We start from the raw sequence: 22182 nt of genomic DNA on the forward strand, positions 1-22182 counted from the left end.
CTGTATTAGAGACTTAACAAAAATAATAAATGAAAAAAATATCTCTCCTGCTCCTATTGTTCTTATTTGTTTCATGCAATTCTAATAGAAATATTTGCGGAACTTATAGATCTAATTTTGCGCAGCTTGGCTTTTTTGTAACTACAATAAAATTTAATGCCGATAGTACGGTGAAATATAAAATGGCTGGAGATTTAATGAATGAAGAATTGACAGGAAAATATAAAATCTCAATAAATATTGTCTATATAAAGTTTGATAAACTAAAATACGATACAGCAGCAGATACTTTATCATTTGATGAATTGATGGAAATGCCAATTGATACAAATCAGTATAAAAATACGCATTTGTATGATTTAAAACATGAAAATGGAATTCCGTATCATCTAAAATATAAAATAAAACACAATAAACTTTTGGTTTATCATATGCAAACAGGCAAAATTGTTCGACGAGCTAAAGGTTCAAAAAGAATTGCAAAATTTTATTTAAGAAAACTCCCTAATTAATATATTTAGTTTGATTTAAAATTACAATAAATACAAAGTCACATAATGAATATAGAACTGCCAATAATGTTTAGAATAGAATTAAAAGGTAAAACTGGCGAGGAATATCTGGATCATATTACAAATATTTTAGACAATTATTGCAGAGAACGAAAGCTATTATTTTTTGTGCAACAAGGTATAGACTTTATAGAGGGATTTGTAGACTATTCTGTAAATCTGGGAAGAAGAACTGAATTAATTGAAGATTTTAGAAACGAAATAGAAAAGATAGACAACAAAATAGAGATTGTATATTGTCACTAATCGTAATAAGCCTTATAGAAAAATGAAAAAAAGTATTGCAATATTGATTTTAGTAACAATCGGGCTTTTTTCCTGTAAGCAGGATAGTAAATCAACGTCAGATTCGGTAAAAAATGCCCAAAGTAAAAAACTGGATAAAAATGTTTACACTAAATATGTATATACAGATTCTGACGGCGGAAGTGTAACAATACAAAACAGTTTTCCAAAAGGCGGAATAAGATATACAGATTCTAAAGGCGATGTATATGTTTACGCTGTATTTTGGACCCAAATAAGCAATCAAACTGATAATCCTCTTGAACTGAATATTGACTTTCCTCCAGATTCATTTGAGATTCCGACATTTCCGGGTAAATACTTTAAAGTATTGATTCCTAAAGATAAGATGACGCTTGAAAAAGTGCCTTTGTATAATTATGGTTTGACAGATTTAAATACTTTTTTTGATAAAAATATTGATAAATCGTCTTCGCTGAAAAAAACTATTAACCCAAAAGAATCGAGTGCTTTTTATGTCGTAACGCTCCGCTTGTTTAAAGGAGTTGGTGGTGTTTTGCGAACAGAACTTAGCCTAAAAGGGCAAAATCTTTATTATAAAATAAACGATAAAGAAATTCAGTGCGGAATTATTAATTTAAAAAATTTAATATTAGAAAAATAAATATACAGTATTACAGAAAATAAAAAAGAGACGAATAAAGTCTCTTTTTTGAATTAATATATCTTGTATAAAAGCTTATTTATCTTTTAATAATTTCTCTAAAGCTTTAATATGCTCCTCTTTAGATTTTAAAAGTTCAAGATTTAATCTTTTAATTTCTTCTAAAGCTTCGATCCATTTATCTACTGGATTTATATTGAAATTTGGATAATAATTATATCCATTAGAATGATCATTAAAAGTATTAGAAATGATATTTATTGCTTGTTCTTCGTCAAAGTTCTGAAACGCTTCAACAGGAATTCTCAACGCGCCCGAAATTTGTTTCAACAGATTATCTTCAATAACATCTTTCTGCTCGAGCATAGAAATTTTCTTTTGATTCCAGTCATTTCCCAAATCAAAAGCCAATCCTTCTTGTTTGATGCCAAGCATTTCTCTAAAACGTTTTACGTTTCTTCCTTGATGTATTTTTTGTTCCATAATGAGTATCAATTTTCCGAAGGCTTAAATATAAAGCCATTTAGGTTAAAATTTTGAATTTCAAAGATAAATAAATATCCCGTAAATTATCTATTTGTCAGATATTATACTAATTCTATCTATGTCTTACTCCAATGTTTTCTTATGTAATCATAAATACTAAAATAGTAAATCTAGTTAAGAGCTAGTTCTCTTTATGATATTTCAGAATTTATATCCTTTGCATTAGGAAGCTCAGGAATAAATTCTATTCTTAAAATGGTTCCATTATTATTCTCCAAAGAAAATTTTCCTTCCAAATCATCAGTAAGCCCTTTTATTAAACTCATTCCAAATGAGCCTGGCTTAACCTTATTAAAATCAATATCAATACCAATTCCGTTATCTGAAATAGTGAGTAAATATTTATCATTTGATGCTTCTAAAGAAACATAAATAAAGCCTGTGATATCATCTGGAAATGCATATTTAATTGAGTTTGTAACAGCTTCATTTATAATAAGTCCCAGAGGTACAGCCTGAGATACATGTAGTTCTATAGGATCGACTTTTACTTCAAAACGTATTCGCTGTCCGAGTAAAAAAGATTCTTTTAAATAAGCAACCAGCTCTTTTATGTAATTGGGCATATTTATAGTCGCAATACTTTCTGTGCCATAAAGTTTTTGATGAATTAAAGATATTGAATGTATTCTATGCTGGCTGTTTCTAATCGCTGAAAGTGCTTTTTCATTATCCAGGTAGGCAGACTGCGAATTTAGAAGTCCTACCACCATATGAAGATTATTTTTTGTTCTATGGTGAATTTCACGCACAAGCCATTCTTTTTCGATCAACATACTTTGAAGTGTTGTGTTTTTTTGGTTGATTTCTTCTTGTTGTACTTCCAAAATCCTGTTTGTTTTCTTCTTGAACTTATAACTCTTGTAAAGTAAACCAAGAATTATGATCAAAAGTATCATAAAAGTGATCATGGAATTTCGTAGAAAAGTAGCCGTTTTAAGTTCGTTTTGCTGAAGTAGAGCCTTATTCTTAAGAATGATAATGTCCTTGTTTTTCTTTTCTGTATCATACAGTACATTCAATCTTAAGCTAACGCTAGAAACAAAATCGTCGTCTTCAAGATTTGCTGCCTTGTATAAAACAACAGCTTTTTGTAATGAAGTCATAGCTTTTGGAAAGTCTTTGTAACGATAATATAATTCGCCAATCTCTCTATAACAATCGCTACATCTTTTATTGTTTCCGGACAGTTTGAATAAGGCTGCAGCATTACGAATCGGAATAAACTTTTCTGCCATTGGTGCATCAATACGCATTTTGGCAGACCAAACCATTACCCATGCTTCTGCCAGATCATCTTTCTGATTTGTTTTGGATAACATAGCAATTGCATTTCTTGCATATCTTTCTATCATTGCATTGTTATTACTTAACTGATAAAGCATTGAAAGTTGCAAATAACATTTGCCAATATATATATCAGAATGTAATGATTGGCTTAGATTAAGTGCTTGATTAACATGGTAAAATGCCTTTTCTAATCCTTTTGGCATATAATAATAAGTTTCATACATGTCACTTAATTCTAGTAGAGCCTTGATTTTATCGACGCCTCGTAATCCATTTAAAGACCATTCTTTTTTTTTGAAATCCACTGCCCTATAATTGGGTATCTGAGAATTTATACTAAAAGAATTGCCTAATATTAGCATGATAATAATAAAGTAGTTTTTACAGCTACATGGTTTCATCGATCAATTATAAAAGTTAAAATACGGATAACAAAGTTATTATAAATTGATTATAATATTAGAAATTCTATTTTTAAGGCTTACGATAGTAAAGTATTTTGTCTCTTGCTCTTGAAAACTTTGAATCAATAATCTTATATAAGATGGGAACTGTCATTTTTGAATCAAAAAAACTTCAAAATCAGATTAATTTATAGATTTCTAAATTATCGTATTCCTTACAAAACTATTTGCGAACTTTTTTCTGAAGGATTTGAAGAAAACGCTAAGTAAAATAGTCTGTATTTGCATTATTTTAACCTCAGAATTTAAATAGAGATATTTCTTATATTAGCACAAAAGGAAATCTAATTCATGACACAAAGCTCATGTAGTTTTCAAGTGTTGCAGCGATTTTAAAACAATATAAAAAAATGGGAGTTGATTTAAGAATTATATTTGGACATAATCTAACATCAAAAGAGATTATCGAATTTCCTTATTCGTTGAGTAAATCCAAAGAACTTAAAGATGTTTATATCGAAGAAATTCAAAGCAAAATAGATCATGATAGTACTATTGAACGTGTATTATCAAGTCTTGAGAAAGAATATAAGTGGGAAAATATTACGGAAAACGATCTCTTAGATTCCTGGGAAAATAACGAAAACCCGGAATTAGTTGATGAAAATGGCTTTATGGCGCATTCCTTAAGTACTTATTTTGGACTATTATATTTCAATAGACGAACTGTTGAAATTTTATATTTACCGGAACACAAATACGCAAACTTGCACTATGAGTCGCACAGGAAATTTATATTTAATTTTAGTAAAGCATTTGCTAAGTTTTTAGGATCTGAAAAGATTGTTTATTTTTCTGACACTTTTGAAACTCAAATTATTGAAGATTGGGCTCAAGAAGGAATAACAATCGAGTCAATAATAGATTTAGCGATAGCTAAATTTGGTAAACCTTCAGAAATATTAGAAAAAGCAATAGAAAACAGATTTATAATTGGCGATGTAACAAATCCTTATTTGGAAACCTTTAAAAGATAACAGTGAAGCAGACATTTTGTATGTTTTTATTGATTTTAATACTTCTTGGTTGTAATCGAAATAGTAAAAAGAAAGTCTACCACGCTCCTATTTCTGCTAATAAAGACACGATTATTAAACTTAGTAAATTGCAAAAACTATTTGTAATTGGTGATTTTGATGGAAACGGAAAGCAAGACACGCTTTTTCAGCATAATTTTTCAAAAAAAACGCAAACTGAAATCGAGAAATCTCCTGATGTTTTTCAAAATGATTGGGATAATGTAGTAAAATGGTTTTACAATCAGGATTCGGATTTATACTTGACCACAAATCAAAATAATAGCGATACTTTGCATCTTGGCGAAGCGCAAGGACTTTATTGCTTAATTAATATTGGAGATAATAATGGCGATAATAAAGACGAAATCGCATTAGTAATTGATAAATTAGACTTTAGCAGAGTCAACAATTGTGAAATATATTCTCTTTGTAATGAAAAATGGACAGAATTAAAGCATTTTGGAATTCACGAAGGTTCGTTTGATTTTAATACCGAAAAAGTACCTGTTTTTAGCAAAATAACAGATTTCCTTGAAAACCAAAATGGCAAATGGGTTTATCGAGACTATTTACAAGACACTTATGAAAACGAAGAACAAGTTGGAAAGATGAAAAGACTAAAACTTGAGAAATGTAATTAATGTTCGTATGTGTCTTAAAAAGGTCAATAAATTAGAGTAAAATATTTTTTATATTAGCTAAATAAAAATCAAAAACTTGCAAACCTTCCCCATTTTAATCACTGATAGATTTACGCTTCGGAAACTTTCAAAAAATGATTCCGCGGAAATATTACAATTACGTTCTAACAAAGAAATAAATAAATTCCTTGGCAGAAAACCCAGCAAAACACTAGAAGATGCCTTAAATTTCATTAACAATATAATTGAAAATGAAAATGATGAACTTTTTTATTGGGCAATTACAAAGACTGGCAAGGATAAACTAATTGGTACAATTTGTCTCTTTGACTTTGCAGAAGATTCAAAGAAATGTGAAATTGGATATGAACTTCTTATCGAATATCATGACCAAGGAGTTATGATTGAAGCAGCGAGAAAAGTCATCGATTATGCCAGTAAAACACATGGAATAAAGATAATAGATGCACAAACGCATAAAGACAATCAAAGTTCAACTAAACTTCTTCAGAAATTAAATTTTGAAATAATGGAGGATATAGTCGAAAACAATCCAAATCTTATTTTATTTAGGTTGACGATTTAGTGTTATTAAAGCTCTACTTTAAGAAGGTTTTGGTGAAATATAAACATAAAAAAAACTCCTTAATTTCTTAAGGAGTTTTTTGTGGGCGATGAGGGGTTCGAACCCCCGACCCCCTCGGTGTAAACGAGGTGCTCTGAACCAGCTGAGCTAATCGCCCTATTTTATTAGGCTGCTATCATTTTGTGATTGCGAGTGCAAATATACAGCTAGATTTTGTATTTGCAAGTGTTTTTAGAAAAAAAATGAAATAATTATTCATAATCGCATTTACCAGCGTTGTGTGGCGCTTTTCATGCATTGCAAGTTTAATTTGTATCCTATTAAACTCAATATTCTAAAACTATTTTTTTACTTTTAAACGTTTTTTGGTAACTATCGGGATGGAAAATTATCTAATTTAAGATGAAGAAAAAATATATAAAATTTATAGTGCCTGATGATCCGAAAGATTTGTCTATGTATGATTTTTTGAAGTATTTAAATGAAAATTATATGCAACATGAAGCTTCTTTCCCTGAAGTTTCTGAATGGTTAATAGAATTTTCTGAGTTGGGTTTGCCTCTGCGTGAAATTGTTTTTTTTAAAGGTGAAGCAATTTTGAAAGCTCCTTACAATAATACTCCCGCATTTTGGTCAAAAACACAGCTTAAAGAAAATTACTTGAAAATGTTTTTTAATACTTCAGTAATGTCTGAAACGTTTTTTCAAGAAAGCTGGGAAAGTGTGCAAAGGATAATTCCTGACTTTCAAATTGAAGTTAAAAATTTTAGATATATTCTTAATATGGATGATGAAGATAATTATAGTTATTTAAAAACGATTATCAGATTTAAAAATAAAAGGAGGATATTAAGAATATATTTTTCAGATGAAAATGAAGAAAACACAATTAGTGAGTATAATTTTTTTAGTTATACTGAACTAAGAATACGTGGGGAATTGAATAATTATGGCATTGATGAAGATTTGTATCTGCTTAAATCAGAGCTTTTGAATAATGTTTAAAGAAGATAACAAAGAACCTAATCTTGCTTTCGCTAAATAAAATGTAAACTATAAAATCCATAAAATGTATATAAAGCAAAAAACTCCAAAATCTAATGACTTTGGAGTTTTTGGAATTTTGTGTTCCTTAAGAACCTTTTTTTACAAGATTTAAAGAAATTAAAAGTTAAATAAAGTACATGTTTTAGTTGTATAAATTCCATAATTTTGGATAGGTTGTGGGTAAATCTTCTTCTTTCCAATCAACTCCTTTTGTTGGCGGTGCTCCAAAATCATAATCTAAGCCTTTTTTGATTGCAACAATCCTAGGGAAGCTTTCATCTTCTTCTTTTTTACTTGTTTTTATTTTATATGCATTTGTTGCAACATACATTAATCCTTCAAAAAATGATTCCTCATCTTGACTGATATTTTCTGATAAAAAATCGGGGTTTTTCAGAGTTTCCGTATAAATTTTTTGTCCTTTTCCAATTAACCAACAACGAAAATAGAGATAGCTATCATCAGATACATAATCCACAATAATTTTTTGTGCTGCCTCAATTTTAAAATCATCTGCTTGAATAATTAATTGTCTTAAAATTATTTCAAATTCAATAATTTGTTCAGGGGTGTACGTTGATAATTTTCCAATAATAATTTTTTCTTGTTCTAATTTATCGTCATTAGATCTTGCAATTGAATATTCTATTATTTTCCAAAATTCAGCCTTATCCATTTTGTTGCTTTTTACAAATCCTTTCATTTCAGATTTAGATATTTTTTCGGAATTATTTTTTTTTGATTGTCCACATGACACAATTGTCAATATTAAAAACAGTATAAATTTATATTTTTTCATTCTTTTTTATCAAAATTATTAAACGAAGAGTTATTATAAAATGCGAATGTTTAGATTTCGTACTTAAGTTATAAATTTTTAATATTAACAAAGTATAAACATAAAAAAAACTCCTTAATTTCTTAAGGAGTTTCTTGGTGGGCGATGAGGGGTTCGAACCCCCGACCCCCTCGGTGTAAACGAGGTGCTCTGAACCAGCTGAGCTAATCGCCCTATTTTACTAGGTTGCTATCGTTTGTGATTGCGAGTGCAAATGTACACCTAGATTTCGTATTTGCAAGCATATTTTAGAAAAAAATGAAATACTTTTTGCAGATATTTTTTAGTAAACTCTTTTCCAGCTTCTTAAAAGTAAAGAAAAATTTAAAATTTATTTACTTTTAGTTAAAAACAGGAATACGAAAGCCTAATTCATAATATTCTTTTGTAATCATTTGCTATAGTCATACATTTGCATATCTTAATTGTATACTCAAATGGCAAGATTTCAAGAAAATGATTTACCTAAGGCTAAATTAGACTCTAATTCACTTCAAAAAGCTTTCAGAATTTTTAAATACGGCAAAGGTCATAAATGGAAATTTTTCCTGGGTTTGATCTTCTTATTATTAACGAGCGCCACTGCCCTCGCCTTTCCTAAATTAATGGGAATGTTGGTTGATTGTGTTACCAACAAAAATCTTAACAGAGCAAACGAAATCGCTGTTGGATTAATGGTGATTCTTACGCTTCAAGCGGTTTTCTCTTTTTTCAGAATTTCTCTTTTTGTAAATTTTACTGAGAATTCGTTATCTAATATTCGTTTTGCATTATATGAAAATCTGGTAAAACTACCAATGTCTTTTTACTCTCAAAAACGTGTTGGAGAATTAAATAGTAGAATCAGCGCTGATATTTCGCAATTGCAAGACACTTTTACGACTACAATTGCAGAGTTTTTACGTCAATTAATCCTGATTATTGGAGGATTTGTTATTCTGGGAAGTATTAGTCCAAAATTGACTTTAATGATGTTGGCAATTGTTCCAATAGTTGCTGTTGCTGCTGTTATTTTTGGAAGATTTATTCGTAAATACGGAAAGAAAACACAAGATAAAGTAGCCGAAAGTCAAGTTATTGTTGAAGAAACACTTCAGGGAATTAGTAACGTAAAAGCTTTCGCTAATGAATGGTACGAAATTCAGCGTTATAAAAACAAAATAAAAGAAATTGTAAAAATCGCGATCAAAGGTGGTCAATACCGTGGTTATTTTGCTTCGTTTATCATTTTATGTCTTTTTGGTTGTGTTGTTGCAGTAGTTTGGTACGGAATTACATTGACTATAAAAGGTGAAGTTGAAGGCGTTGGAGATTTAATTTCATTCGTACTTTATACAACATTTATTGGAGCATCTTTTGGTGGAATTGCCGAGATGTACGCTCAAATTCAGAAAGCAGTTGGAGCAACAGAACGTGTTTTTGAATTATTAGAAGAAACACCGGAAGCAATCAATGCAAATCCAAAAACATCTCCTATTGAGAAAATAAAAGGTATTGTTTCTTTCAAGAATGTAGCATTTAGTTATCCTTCAAGAAAAGAAGTTCAGGTTTTGAAAGACGTAAATTTCTCTGCAGAATTTGGACAAAAGATTGCGATTGTTGGCCCAAGTGGAGCCGGAAAATCTACAATTTCTTCGCTTTTATTACGCTTTTACGATATCACTTCAGGAGAAATTCTTGTTGATGGAAAAAATATCTACGATTATGATTTAGAAAATCTTCGTGGAAACATGAGTATTGTGCCTCAGGATGTTATTTTATTTGGAGGAACGATCAAAGAAAATATTGCATACGGAAAACCTGATGCAACAAATGAAGAAATTATGCTGGCTGCGAAACAAGCAAATGCTTTGAACTTTGTAGAAGGATTTCCGGAGAAATTTGAGACTTTGGTTGGAGAACGTGGCGTAAAATTATCTGGAGGACAACGTCAGCGTATTGCGATTGCAAGAGCATTGCTTAAAAATCCAAGTATTTTGATTCTGGATGAAGCAACTTCTTCATTAGACAGTGAAAGCGAGAAACTGGTTCAGGAAGCTTTAGAAGTATTAATGGAAGGAAGAACAAGTATCATTATTGCACACCGTCTTTCGACTATTAGAAACGCTGATAAAATTTTAGTTCTCGATAACGGAATAATAACTGAAGAAGGAACACATCAGGAATTAATAAATCTTGAAAACGGGATTTATAAAAACTTAAGCAATTTACAGTTTAGTAATTCTTAATTAAATTTCAATTTTAGAAATTTCAAATTCCAATAAAAAAGGCCTGAAATAGTTAAAACTATTTCAGGCTTTTTTTTGTCATTTCGAGCAAAGGGAGAAATCACACACGGAATTTGATAAAGATTGGCGATTCTGGGTACGGAGTTTCTAGTGTGATTTCTCCTTCCTCGAAATGACAAACTGGACGAAAATATAGTTATGAAAATGATTAGCTCCCGAAAAAAAGGTTTTATCATATAAATCAAAATGAAAAACTATTGCGATCATCTATTACGACATCAAACCCGACAGGTTTTAAAAACCTGTCGGGTTTAAATAATAGTAATGCATAAAAAAAGCTCCAATATAGAATTGGAGCTTTATATAAACTGAAACTGAAAATTATTTCCCTTTTCTACGTTTGCGTTCTGCTTTAATCATAGACAATTCGCGACTTGTTTGACCGGCAACCGAAGTATTTTCTTCAGCACGACGAATCAAGTACGGCATAACGTCTTTTACAGGTCCAAATGGAAGATATTTAGCAACATTATAACCGTTTTCGGCTAAATTATAGCTAATATTATCGCTCATTCCGTATAATTGTCCAAACCAAATTTTATTATCGTTTTTGGCAATTCCTTTTTCCTGCATCATTTCCATCAATTTATAAGAACTCAATTCGTTGTGAGTTCCTGCAAAAATTGACATAATATCTAAATGCTCTAACATATAATGTACAGCAGCATCATAATTAACATCTGTAGCTTCTTTAGAAACACAAATTGGCGAAACATAATTTTTCTCTTCCGCTCTTTTGTTTTCTTTTTCCATGTAAGCGCCACGAACTAATTTCATTCCGATAAAGAATCCTTCGTTTTTGGCAACTTCATGTAATTTTTTCAAATAATCTAAACGATCCCAACGGTACATTTGTAAAGTATTGAAAACAATTGCTTTCTCTTTATTGTACTTACGCATCATATCTGTAACCAGATCATCAGCAGCATCTTGCATCCAGCTTTCTTCACCATCAATCAATAAAGCAACATCTTTTCTGTGCGCTTCACCACAAACATGATCAAAACGGGCTACTACTCTATCCCACTCAGCTTGTTCTGCCGGAGTTAACGTTTGTTTTTCTCCTAATTTTTCATACAATTCAAAACGACCAAAACCTGTTGGCTTAAAAACAGCAAACGGAATCGCTAAACGTTCTTTAGCAAATTCAATGGTTTTTAAAGTCATTTCTAAGGCAGCATCAAATTGCTCTTCCTCTTCTTTTCCTTCAACTGAATAATCTAAAACAGATGAAACACCTTTTGTAAACATTTTGTCTACCACTGTAATACAATCGTCTTCGTTTACACCACCACAAAAATGGTCAAAAACAGTTGCACGAATTAATCCTTCTACCGGAAGATTTGCTTTAATAGCAAAATTGGTAACAGCAGTTCCTATCCTCACTAAGGGTTGACTGTCGATCATTTTAAAAAGAAAATAAGCTCTATCAAGTTCCGTATCGCTTTTTAGTGAAAATGCAACTTGAGTGTTATCGAATATTTTTTCCATTTTAGGTTATTTTTTGTGCAAATATAGACAGAGTTTTGAACATTATTTAGTTAAACAGGGCATATTTTACGTTCAATACTGTTAAAAAGCAAAATTTAGCTTTAACATAAAACCGCTAAGTTGTTATCGTTTTCTTCCTTATTTATAAATTATTTGGATTGTATTAAAAGTCAAACTTGAGTTATCTTATAAATTGTCTTTAATAATTATGTATAAGCGTTTTTCTTTGATCTTGACAGTGATTTTTCGATAATAAAGTATAACTTTAAGCTAATTAAAGATTTAGCTTTTTTTGGAGTAATAAAATTTTAAGTAAAAATGAAATTTCCTTATTTAATGTCATTTTATTTAAGCTGTTTTTAAAACAAATTAGAGCTAAAGATTGAATATTATTTCCTTAAAAATGCCTTATTTTGCGGTTTCAATATAACTACACATCTATGCAATCTATTCAAGCCAATAATTATCTCGTACATTTTAACCAAAATGCATACGAAGCCCTAAATAATCATTTAAAGGAAACTAAATACTCTAATTTGTTTATTATAGTTGATAATGAGACAAATGAATATTGCTTACCTAAATTTTTACCACTTCTTGAAACTGATTTAACAATCGAAATTATTGAATTTGAATCTGGTGAAGCCAATAAAAATATTGAAACTTGTATTGAAATCTGGAATGTTTTAACTGAACTTGGAGCTGATAGAAAATCACTTGTAATTAATCTTGGCGGCGGTGTTGTTACAGATTTAGGTGGTTTTGTGGCTTCTACTTTTAAACGTGGAGTTGATTTTATAAATATTCCAACTACTTTATTATCTATGGTTGATGCTTCTGTTGGCGGAAAAACAGGAGTTGACCTAGGAAATCTTAAAAACCAAATTGGCGTAATTAACGTACCTCAAATGGTATTAATTGATACGCAATATCTTGATACTTTATCGCAAAGCGAAATGCGTTCTGGTCTTGCAGAAATGCTAAAACATGGTTTAATCTATGATGCAGCTTATTGGAGGCAGTTTTTAGACTTGAAAGCGATTGATTTTGCTGATTTTGACGCATTGATTTATCGTTCTGTCGAAATTAAAAATGATATTGTAATTCAGGATCCAACAGAAAAAAACATTCGTAAAGCTTTAAATTTCGGACATACATTAGGGCACGCAATCGAAAGTTACTTTCTGGAAAGCGAAACTAAAACAACATTATTGCATGGTGAAGCTATTGCAATTGGAATGATATTAGAAAGTTATATTTCGTTACACAAAGGTTTAATTACGGCCGAAGAATACGCTGAAATTAAAACTGCCATAAAAGGGATTTATGATGATGTAAAAGTGGAAGAAAATGACATCGATCCGATTCTTGAATTGCTAATTCACGACAAAAAAAATGAGTACGGTTTAATTCAATTTGCATTAATTGAAGGAATCGGAAAAATAAAAATTAATCAATCCGTTGAAAATAAATTGATTCTAGACGCGTTTCAGGATTATAAATCTTAAACTTTTTTTAATAAAAAGCTTTGCTTTGGGTATATTTTATTTTTTACATTTGCCACGATGAAAACAAACAAGAAACAACAACAATTTAGCTCTTATAGAAACCGGCTCAACAGTTCCTTACTAAGGATGTTGAATCGTTTTTATAATAGTAAAAGTCCGTTTTGTTTTGATGTTTTCCTTTGCTCGAAAGCAGAACATGAAAAACTGCAAATAGTATTTGCAAATATTAGGGTTTGAATTTAAGATTTAGCACAGTTTCCTAAATTAAAAATCACAATCTATAATATTTAAAAATAAATGAATACAAAATATTCTGATCTAATTAATCAAACTTACTATTTCCCACAAGAGGAATTCAAATTAAATAAAGACAACTTACAATTTCACAACATCGATTTGATGAAATTAGTTGAACAATATGGTACACCATTAAAATTTACATATTTACCGCAGATTTCTGAGAATATTAATAAGGCAAAAGCTTGGTTCAGAAAATCAATGGAAAAGAATAAATACGATGCAAAATACTTCTATTGTTATTGTACAAAAAGCTCTCATTTTGAATATATTATGAATGAAGCTTTCAAGAATAACATTCACATAGAAACGTCTTCAGCATTTGACGTTAATATTGTAGAGAATTTGCTTGAAAATGGTAAAATCAACAAAAGTACTTATGTAATTTGTAATGGTTTTAAAAGAGACGAATACATTAGTAATATTGCACGATTAATCAATAGCGGACATAAAAACACTATTCCGATTATTGATAATTATGAAGAATTAGATTTGCTTCAGGCTGAAATTAAAGGGAAATTCAAGATTGGAATCCGTATTGCAGCTGAGGAAGAGCCTAAATTTGAGTTTTATACTTCAAGATTAGGAATTGGATATAAAAACATAGTTTCGTTTTATAAAAAACAAATTCAGGAAAATGACAAATTAGAGCTTAAAATGCTTCACTTTTTCATTAATACCGGAATAAACGATACATCATATTACTGGAATGAGTTAGTAAAATGTATTAAAGTATACATTGCACTTAAAAAGGAATGCCCTACTCTTGATGGTTTGAACATTGGAGGTGGTTTTCCGATTAAAAACTCACTTGCATTCGAATATGATTACCAATATATGATTGATGAAATCATCAATCAGATTAAAATTGCATGCGATGAAGCTGAAGTTGACGTTCCAAACATTTTTACAGAATTTGGATCATTTACAGTAGGTGAAAGCGGTGGCGCAATCTATCAGATTTTGTATCAAAAACAACAAAATGATAGAGAAAAATGGAACATGATTGATTCATCATTCATTACCACTTTGCCGGATACTTGGGCTATAAATAAACGTTTTATTATGTTGGCGGTAAACCGTTGGAATGATACATACGAGCGGGTTTTATTAGGAGGATTGACTTGTGATAGTGACGATTATTACAACTCAGAACAAAATATGAACGCCATTTATTTGCCTAAATACAGCAAAGAAAAACCATTATATATCGGTTTCTTTAATACTGGTGCGTATCAGGAAACTATTGGAGGATATGGTGGTTTACATCACTGTTTGATTCCGCAACCTAAACATATTTTAATCGATCGTGATGAAAATGGCATTTTAGCGACTGAAGTTTTCTCAGAACAACAAACTTCTGACGACGTATTGAAAATTTTAGGTTACAGAAAAAAAGCATAAAAAAAAACTTGCAAATTAAATGTTAATAAAATTAAAATTATTAATTTGCAGTATCATGTAAAAGGTCAAACTTTTAATTCAAAAAAAGAAAAACAAAAAACAAAACAAATGAAAGGACCAATCAGTCAGTTTATTGAAAAACATTATTTACACTTTAACTCTGCTTCTTTAGTTGATGCTGCAAAAGCATACGAACAACAATTGGCAAATGGTGCAAAAATGATGGTAAGTATGGCTGGCGCTATGAGTACAGCAGAAATTGGTAAAATTTTTGCCGAAATTATCAGACAAGATAAAGTTCAGATTATTTCATGTACTGGAGCCAATCTAGAAGAAGACATCATGAATTTAGTGGCACACTCTCACTACGAAAGAGTACCAAACTATCGTGATTTGACACCAGAAGACGAGTGGGCTTTACTTGAAAGAGGATTAAATCGTGTTACTGACACTTGTATTCCTGAGCATGAAGCTTTCCGTCGTTTACAAAAACACATTTACAAAATCTGGAAAGATGCAGATGATAAAGGTGAGCGTTATTTCCCACATGAATTCATGTATAAAATGCTATTATCTGGCGTTTTAGAAGAATATTACGAAATAGATCTAAAAGATAGCTGGATGTATGCTGCAGCAGAGAAAAATTTACCTATTATTGTTCCGGGATGGGAAGATAGTACAATGGGAAATATCTTTGCTTCATACGTAATCAAAGGAGAATTAAAAGCTTCTACCATGAAATCAGGAATTGAATATATGACATTCCTTGCAGATTGGTATCCAAAAAATAGCACTAACGGAATTGGATTTTTCCAAATTGGTGGTGGTATTGCAGGAGATTTTCCTATTTGTGTGGTACCAATGTTGTATCAGGATATGGAAATGCATGATATTCCGTTTTGGAGTTATTTCTGCCAGATTTCAGATTCAACAACTAGTTACGGATCATATTCCGGAGCAGTTCCAAACGAGAAAATCACTTGGGGTAAATTAGATATTAAAACCCCTAAATTTATTATTGAGTCGGATGCTACAATTGTTGCACCGTTAATTTTTGCTTATTTATTAGATTTATAGGATATTTATGAAAAGAGTTATAGTAGACTACGCTAAACTTACCAACGAAATTTTGAACCTTTTAGTTGAGAAATTTCCTGATGGTTATGATGATTCGGATGTAATCCGTTTTAGAAATGCTAAAAACGAATTGATCGAAGCTGTTGAAGTTCGTACTGAAGACACTATTTATTTAGTAAAAATTAGTACTAAACTTGCTGACAGAATTGAGAACTACGATGAAGATGACGACATCGATCTTGATGTGGACACAATCGAACCAGTAAAAGGTCTTGATCTTGATGATGATAGCGATGAAGATGACGACGATGATGCAATAGACAAACCGGATACTGATGGCGGAGACGATGATGATGACGATGACAAAGATCCGGATGATATCGCTGACGAAGATGATGATGAAGACGACGAAGATTAATTTATATCTTTCAAAATAAATTAAAGGAACTCAATTTGAGTTCCTTTTTTTATGTAATTAATAATTGAGGGTAAGATATTTAATTTATAAGAAAATTAGTATATTTAATATTTTTACAGCACTTAAAACAATGATAAAAATATCTGCCAAATGAATTCAGAAATATTACACGCCAAACTAAAAGAGAATTTTGGTTTTGAAAAATTCAGGCCAAATCAGGAAACAATCATAAATACAATTCTTTCTGGTCAGGATACTTTGGCGATTATGCCAACTGGTGGCGGGAAATCAATTTGTTTTCAATTACCGGCTTTAGTATTACCAGGAATTACAATAGTTATATCTCCATTAATTGCCTTGATGAAAGATCAGGTCGATAGTTTAAAAACCAATGGAATCAATGCTTGTTACATAAATAGTAGTCAATCAAGTGAAGAACAGCAGTTTTATATTGACAATTTAAAGTCTAATAAATTCAAACTTGTTTATATAGCACCGGAAAGTTTATCTTATCTTGATGTAGTATTTAATGAGTTGACAATCAGTTTGATTGCAATTGACGAAGCGCATTGTATTTCGTCTTGGGGACATGATTTTCGTCCGGCGTATACAAATTTAGGATATCTAAAAAGCCGCTTCCCTTCTACTCCAGTTCTAGCTTTGACCGCAACTGCTGATAAAGCAACGCGTACAGATATTACAAAACAATTAAAATTAAGAAATCCAAAAACCTTTGTAGCTTCTTTTGATCGAAAAAATTTAAGTTTAGAAGTTCGTCCGGCATTAGATCGAGTAAAACAAATCATTGATTTTGTCGAAAAGAAACCTAATGAATCGGGAATTATCTATTGTTTAAGCAGAAAAACTACTGAAGAACTTGCTGAGAAACTTAAAAAAAGTGGTGTAAAAGCCAAAGCATATCACGCCGGTTTAGAAAATAAACTTCGTGCAAAAACTCAGGATGAATTTATTAATGATGATTGTCAGGTAGTTTGCGCTACAATTGCTTTCGGAATGGGAATTGATAAATCGAATGTTCGATGGGTAATTCACTATAATTTACCTAAAAATATAGAAGGTTATTATCAGGAAATTGGTCGTGCAGGTCGTGATGGTTTAGCAGCCGAAACTGTTTTATTCGAAAGTTACGCTGATGTAATTCAGCTTCAGAAATTTGCCTCAGAAGGATTGAACTCAGATGTACAGTTAGCAAAATTAGAAAGAATGAAACAATATGCGGATGCATTAAGCTGCCGCAGAAAAATTCTACTTTCTTATTTCGGAGAATTGGTTAATGAGAATTGCGGAAACTGCGATATTTGCAAAAATCCTCCAAAATTTTTCGATGGTACGATTCTCGCGCAAAAAGCATTGTCAGCAATTAGCCGTTTACAGGAATCTGAGCCTTTGGCTGTAATTGTGGATTTTTTAAGAGGCTCGAGAAACGCGTATATCTACGAAAAAAATTATCAAGACCTAAAAACGTATGGAATTGGCGATGACATTTCATGGTACGATTGGAATCAATATCTAATTCAGCTAATAAATCTTGGATACTGCGAAATTGCGTTTCATCAACACAATAAAATTTTGCTAACTCCTTTTGCAAAGAAAGTTTTGTTTGAAGGTGAAAAAGTAAAACTGACAACCGTTGTTAAAAAAGTAATAGACAAAAACGAAATCAAAGAAGCGAAACCTAAAGCTGCTAAAAATTCTCTTTTTGAAATACTTCGAAAATTACGCTATGAAATTTCTAAAGACGAAGAAGTTCCAGCATATGTAATTTTTAGTGATGCCGCTTTAAGGCAAATGGAAACATTGCGACCAACGAGCGATGAAGAATTTCTTGCCATTGATGGTGTTGGAAAAGCTAAACTTGAAAAATATGGTCAGGAGTTTATAGATGCTATTACTTATTATGAAAAAGTAAAAAAAGAAAAAGCAAAAGTTAAAAAAGAAAGCAACACTTATAAAACAACTTTAGCATTTTTTAAAGAAGGAAATAGTATTGAAGAGATTGCCGGAAAAAGAAATTTAGGACAATCAACAATTGTTTCTCATTTAGCAAAATTATATGTAGATGGCGAAGATTTAGATTTAAGCCAATTTGTTACGAATACCGAAGTTAAACAATTGCACAAAGCTCAAGTAGAACTTGAATATCCAACGGCTTTAAAACCTTATTATGATCATTTTGAAGAAAAATTGTCTTATGATAAGATTCGTTTTGGATTAGCTTTTATTGAAAGATACAAAAATGACGATGAAAAACTAAAAATTAAAGCTTATTCAGTGGATGAGAAAAGATTAGAAAATCCTGAAGCCTATAAAAAATGGAGTTCAGAGGAAGATTCAGATCTTGTTCATAATTTTTATCAAGGAAAGAAAGTGAAAGAAATAGCGCTTTTGTTAGGAAGAAATGAAGGCGCAATAAACTCCAGATTGAAAAAATTAGAATTGAAAAAATAATTTTCTCGGTTTTTTTTGTCATTTCGACGAAAGGAGAAATCATACTAGTAATTCGACAAAGATTGACATCTTTAGGAGCGGAGTTCCTTGTGTGATTTCTCCTTTCGTCGAAATGACAAGATTATAAACAAAAAATCCTGTGAAATTTACTTCACAGGATTTTTTTATGTCTATAAGAAAACTATAAATATCTTTCTTTAAAAACTTTTTGGTGATGCTTTTGATGTCCAATTATTACAAAACCCAAAGCGCGAACAGAAATTTGATTGTTTGATGCTGTTCCAATTCTTTTTAGTTGTTCTTCAGATAAACTTTTGAAGAATAACAAATTAGAATGCCTTAAAGCTGATAATTCAGTCAATAAACTTTGAATGCTTCTGCTTCCTGAATCTGTACTATTTGCATAATCATCTTCTTCAAAACTTGGTAAAGGAGTTTTATCGTTTCTTGAAAATCGTAAAGCACGATAAGCAAAAATTCGTTCGCAATCCATTATGTGTTGGATAATATCTTTGATTGTCCATTTTCCTTCAGCATAACGATAATCAAATTTATCCATTGGAATATTTTGAACAAATTTTATAAAATCATGCAAAGAGATTTCTAATTCTTCAAACAAATTTACATTTCCGGCTTCTTTAATATAATTAGCAAATCCGCCTGAATACTCATTTTCTGTTAATTGATCTCTATTCATTTTTTACCAATTTTTATATTATAATTTTATTATGCTGAGTTTCTACTTGCGTTTGTATTTCCGAAAAGAGATCTTGTAACGATTTTTTCATATACTTTGATTAGATCTTCATTTGGACTATTTTCTTTGTTTAACTCATTAATTCTTAACAAAGCAAATTGTTGTATTGTTAAGAGTGGCAATACAATACGCTCTCTTACTTGAATTGATGCTATACCATCAGGATAATTTTCCATCAAAGTTTTATGTCCTGCAATTTTCAATAAAAGACGCTTTGTTTCTTGAAATTCATCAAAAATAATTTGCCAGAATTCACCAAACTCAGGATCGTTTCTCATGTAAGCTGTTAATGGTAAAAATGATTTGGCCAATGACATCATACTATTTTCAAGCAGCGTTTTAAAGAATAATGAATTATGATATAAATCGTGTACTTTATCCCACTGACCATTTTCTTCAAAATATTTTAAAGCTGTACCTACTCCAAAAAATCCTGGTACGTTTTGTTTTAATTGACTCCATGAACCTACGAATGGAATTGCTCTCAAATCAGCAAAATCTAATGATTCTGATTTGCTTCTTTTTGAAGGACGGCTTCCAATGTTTGTTTTAGAGTAATATTTCAACGTACTCATTTTCTCCAAATAAGGAATGAATTTAGGATGATTCTTGAAACTTAAATATTTCTCATATCCTAAATCTGCTAATTGTGTCAGGATTTGAGTTTCATCAGCGCTTAATTCATTTTTTCCTTTACTAAAAACCTGATTTGTTACTCCGGCCGTTAATAAATTTTCGATATTATAACGACAAGAATCCAAAGTTCCAAAATTAGAGCTAATCGTTTGTCCCTGAACTGTGATTTGAATTTCGTTATTTTCAATTTTCGGACCTAAAGAAGCATAAAATTTATGTGTTTTTCCACCACCACGTGCTGGAGGTCCACCACGGCCATCAAAGAAAATAGCTTTTATTCCGTATTGTCTTGAAATTTCTGTAAGTGCAATTTTTGCCTGATAAATACTCCAGTTAGCCATTAAATAACCACCATCTTTAGTTCCGTCAGAGAAACCTAACATGATCGTTTGCTTATTTCCTCTCGCTTGTAAATGTTTAGAATATTCAGGATTAGTATACAATTGCTCCATTATTTGGTGTGCATTTTGTAAATCATCAACTGATTCAAAAAGCGGAATAATATCTACAGAAGGATTTTCCCAGTTGTTCAAACGAATCATTGCAAAAGTTTCCATTACGTTTAACGCACTTTCGTTATTACTAATAATATAACGATTTGCACCAAACTCACCATTTGCGTTCTGAATTGTTTTAATTGCCTGAACAGATTCTAAAGTAGATCTTGTAATTTCGTTTTCAAAGTCAGCCGGATTTAATTCTCCTTTAACATTCGATAAAACAACTAATTTTTCATTTTCAGATAATTCAAAATAATTCTTTGGAAAAACATCTGAACCAGAATTCAAATAATAATCTACAACATCTTTAAAAACGATATTATGAATTTTACTATTCTGACGAATATCTAAAGTTGCAAAATGAAATCCGAATAAATTAATTTTTACTAAGAAAGCTTCCAATTCATCTAAATATAATGATTGATGTTTCTCAATAATAATGTCTCTTATTTTGTTTAATTGCGATAATAATTCTTCTAAAGTGATGTAAATTTCCCCTTTAGAATAAAATACTGAACGATAAAGTTTATGTTCAAGTTCAGCTACTAAAGTATCTACTCCTGAGAAAGTTAACTTACGTTTTAAACTTCTCATTTCGATATAATAACATTTTAAGATTGAGGTTCTTAAACGGTCTGCAACTTTCAAAGTAATTTCGGTAGTTACAAAAGGATTTCCATCACGATCTCCTCCTGGCCAGAATCCAAGTTTTATTAATTGATTTTGAATTGCATTTCCGTCAAGGATATTTTTCTGTAAATAGTGAACAATTTCTCCTGAAGTTGCATAAAATACGTTCTCTAAATACCAGATTAAACTAACCGCTTCATCATATGGATTTGGTTTTTCATTCTGGATAAAAGGTGTTTTACCTAATTGCGCTAACAATTGTTTTATTTTTAATAAATCATTTAAACGAATTGCATCGGTCAAATCATTTATAATTCCTAATACAGGACCAGGATAAAACTGTGTTGGATGCGCTGTTAGAACAGTTCTAACATTAAAATTCTCAAGAAATTCGATTAATTGATCGTCTTTTTCTTTTGCATCTGATTTTTCTTTGATGTCACGCAAAGATCCGCGTCCTTCCATATTGTTAACTTCTGGAAAAGCAGCATCTTCGATAGCATCAAATAATACAATCTGACGTTCGATATATTGAATAAATCGGAACATTAAATCAATTTTCTCTGATTCTGATGCATTGTTTAAGTATCTGTCAGAGAAATAATTAAAAATTTCTTTAGGAGTTTCCTGTTTTTTAAATCCCGTTTCGCAAGTTTCTGTAAATAAAGGAAGTAAAGCTCCTGTGTTATCTATAGAATCAAATGGTAATGTTATAAAAACACTATTATAAATGTGGTATTTAGAAAGAACATCTTGATTAAAACGTTCGATTTTTGGTAACGTGTACATAATTG

At 30.7% G+C, this 22182-nt stretch carries 19 protein-coding genes and 2 tRNA genes; 13 read left to right on the forward strand and 8 right to left on the reverse strand.

The genetic code is table 11. The annotated features are described in order from the left end of the window. Nucleotides 1-29: 29 nt before the first annotated feature. Genes WN975_RS06115 through WN975_RS06125 form a run of 3 tightly spaced genes read left to right on the forward strand, consistent with a single transcriptional unit; the run spans nucleotide 30 to nucleotide 1482 of the window. The gene (locus WN975_RS06115) at nucleotides 30-512 is read left to right on the forward strand and encodes a hypothetical protein (RefSeq protein ID WP_337965723.1); all 483 of its coding nucleotides are present in this window, start codon (nucleotides 30-32) and stop codon (nucleotides 510-512) included. Between the two features lie 45 nt (nucleotides 513-557). Next, nucleotides 558-818: a hypothetical protein gene (locus WN975_RS06120; protein WP_337965724.1), complete on the forward strand. Its 261-nt coding sequence runs from the start codon at nucleotides 558-560 to the stop codon at nucleotides 816-818. A 22-nt stretch (nucleotides 819-840) separates the two neighbouring features. Next, entirely contained in the window at nucleotides 841-1482 is a 642-nt protein-coding gene (locus WN975_RS06125) for a hypothetical protein (protein WP_337965725.1), read from the forward strand. Nucleotides 1483-1557: 75 nt separating this feature from the next. On the opposite strand, the gene WN975_RS06130 is transcribed toward WN975_RS06125, so the two are convergent. Both WN975_RS06130 and WN975_RS06135 read right to left on the reverse strand, forming a co-directional pair. After that, entirely contained in the window at nucleotides 1558-1965 is a 408-nt protein-coding gene (locus tag WN975_RS06130) for an XRE family transcriptional regulator (RefSeq protein ID WP_337965726.1), read from the reverse strand. A 194-nt stretch (nucleotides 1966-2159) separates the two neighbouring features. After that, nucleotides 2160-3623: a sensor histidine kinase gene (locus WN975_RS06135; RefSeq protein ID WP_337965727.1), complete on the reverse strand. Its 1464-nt coding sequence runs from the start codon at nucleotides 3621-3623 to the stop codon at nucleotides 2160-2162. 509 nt (nucleotides 3624-4132) lie between these two features. Here WN975_RS06135 and WN975_RS06140 point away from each other — a divergent pair. The 3 genes from WN975_RS06140 to WN975_RS06150 all read left to right on the forward strand — a co-directional run bounded on the left by WN975_RS06140 (nucleotide 4133) and on the right by WN975_RS06150 (nucleotide 6028). Next, nucleotides 4133-4759: a hypothetical protein gene (locus tag WN975_RS06140; protein WP_337965728.1), complete on the forward strand. Its 627-nt coding sequence runs from the start codon at nucleotides 4133-4135 to the stop codon at nucleotides 4757-4759. A gap of 2 nt (nucleotides 4760-4761) precedes the next feature. Next, complete coding sequence (locus tag WN975_RS06145; protein ID WP_337965729.1) at nucleotides 4762-5442, forward strand: hypothetical protein; 681 nt, start codon at nucleotides 4762-4764, stop codon at nucleotides 5440-5442. Nucleotides 5443-5518: 76 nt separating this feature from the next. Then, a complete protein-coding gene (locus WN975_RS06150) occupies nucleotides 5519-6028 on the forward strand; it encodes a GNAT family N-acetyltransferase (protein ID WP_337965730.1) in 510 nt (169 codons plus the stop codon). A gap of 82 nt (nucleotides 6029-6110) precedes the next feature. Here WN975_RS06150 and WN975_RS06155 read toward each other — a convergent pair. Further along, nucleotides 6111-6185 (reverse strand) — tRNA-Val (locus WN975_RS06155). 245 nt (nucleotides 6186-6430) lie between these two features. On the opposite strand from WN975_RS06155, the gene WN975_RS06160 reads away from it, so the two are divergent. Continuing rightward, on the forward strand, nucleotides 6431-7033 hold the full coding sequence (locus tag WN975_RS06160) for a hypothetical protein (RefSeq protein ID WP_337965731.1): 603 nt from the start codon (nucleotides 6431-6433) through the stop codon (nucleotides 7031-7033). A 184-nt stretch (nucleotides 7034-7217) separates the two neighbouring features. On the opposite strand, the gene WN975_RS06165 is transcribed toward WN975_RS06160, so the two are convergent. Further along, nucleotides 7218-7874: a DUF4240 domain-containing protein gene (locus WN975_RS06165; protein WP_337965732.1), complete on the reverse strand. Its 657-nt coding sequence runs from the start codon at nucleotides 7872-7874 to the stop codon at nucleotides 7218-7220. A gap of 135 nt (nucleotides 7875-8009) precedes the next feature. Beyond that, a tRNA-Val gene (locus WN975_RS06170) sits at nucleotides 8010-8087 on the reverse strand. 263 nt (nucleotides 8088-8350) lie between these two features. Here WN975_RS06170 and WN975_RS06175 point away from each other — a divergent pair. Next, entirely contained in the window at nucleotides 8351-10141 is a 1791-nt protein-coding gene (locus tag WN975_RS06175) for an ABC transporter transmembrane domain-containing protein (RefSeq protein WP_337965733.1), read from the forward strand. A 381-nt stretch (nucleotides 10142-10522) separates the two neighbouring features. Here the strand turns inward: WN975_RS06175 and WN975_RS06180 are convergent, their stop codons facing one another. Further along, nucleotides 10523-11692, reverse strand: coding sequence for a proline dehydrogenase family protein (locus WN975_RS06180; RefSeq protein ID WP_337965734.1), 1170 nt, complete (start codon nucleotides 11690-11692; stop codon nucleotides 10523-10525). Nucleotides 11693-12132: 440 nt separating this feature from the next. Here WN975_RS06180 and aroB point away from each other — a divergent pair, with 440 nt between their 5' ends. The 5 genes from aroB to recQ all read left to right on the forward strand — a co-directional run bounded on the left by aroB (nucleotide 12133) and on the right by recQ (nucleotide 18865). Next, nucleotides 12133-13200, forward strand: a complete 1068-nt coding sequence (gene aroB / locus WN975_RS06185) for a 3-dehydroquinate synthase (RefSeq protein ID WP_337965735.1) — start codon at nucleotides 12133-12135, stop codon at nucleotides 13198-13200. 297 nt (nucleotides 13201-13497) lie between these two features. Next, nucleotides 13498-14901, forward strand: a complete 1404-nt coding sequence (locus WN975_RS06190; protein WP_099712507.1) for an arginine decarboxylase — start codon at nucleotides 13498-13500, stop codon at nucleotides 14899-14901. Nucleotides 14902-15009: 108 nt separating this feature from the next. Further along, entirely contained in the window at nucleotides 15010-15978 is a 969-nt protein-coding gene (locus WN975_RS06195) for a deoxyhypusine synthase family protein (protein ID WP_035681188.1), read from the forward strand. Nucleotides 15979-15985: 7 nt separating this feature from the next. Continuing rightward, nucleotides 15986-16396 carry a DNA primase gene (locus tag WN975_RS06200; protein ID WP_337965736.1) on the forward strand — a complete coding sequence of 137 codons (411 nt, stop codon included), beginning with the start codon at nucleotides 15986-15988 and terminating at the stop codon, nucleotides 16394-16396. Nucleotides 16397-16546: 150 nt separating this feature from the next. Continuing rightward, entirely contained in the window at nucleotides 16547-18865 is a 2319-nt protein-coding gene (gene recQ / locus WN975_RS06205) for a DNA helicase RecQ (protein ID WP_337965737.1), read from the forward strand. A 181-nt stretch (nucleotides 18866-19046) separates the two neighbouring features. On the opposite strand, the gene WN975_RS06210 is transcribed toward recQ, so the two are convergent. Then, complete coding sequence (locus WN975_RS06210) at nucleotides 19047-19562, reverse strand: DinB family protein (RefSeq protein WP_337965738.1); 516 nt, start codon at nucleotides 19560-19562, stop codon at nucleotides 19047-19049. 29 nt (nucleotides 19563-19591) lie between these two features. After that, on the reverse strand, nucleotides 19592-22177 hold the full coding sequence (locus WN975_RS06215; RefSeq protein ID WP_099712511.1) for a phosphoenolpyruvate carboxylase: 2586 nt from the start codon (nucleotides 22175-22177) through the stop codon (nucleotides 19592-19594). Nucleotides 22178-22182: the final 5 nt, after the last annotated feature.

The organism is uncultured Flavobacterium sp. (assembly GCF_951805225.1).
In the GTDB taxonomy this organism is placed as follows: Bacteria; Bacteroidota; Bacteroidia; order Flavobacteriales; family Flavobacteriaceae; genus Flavobacterium.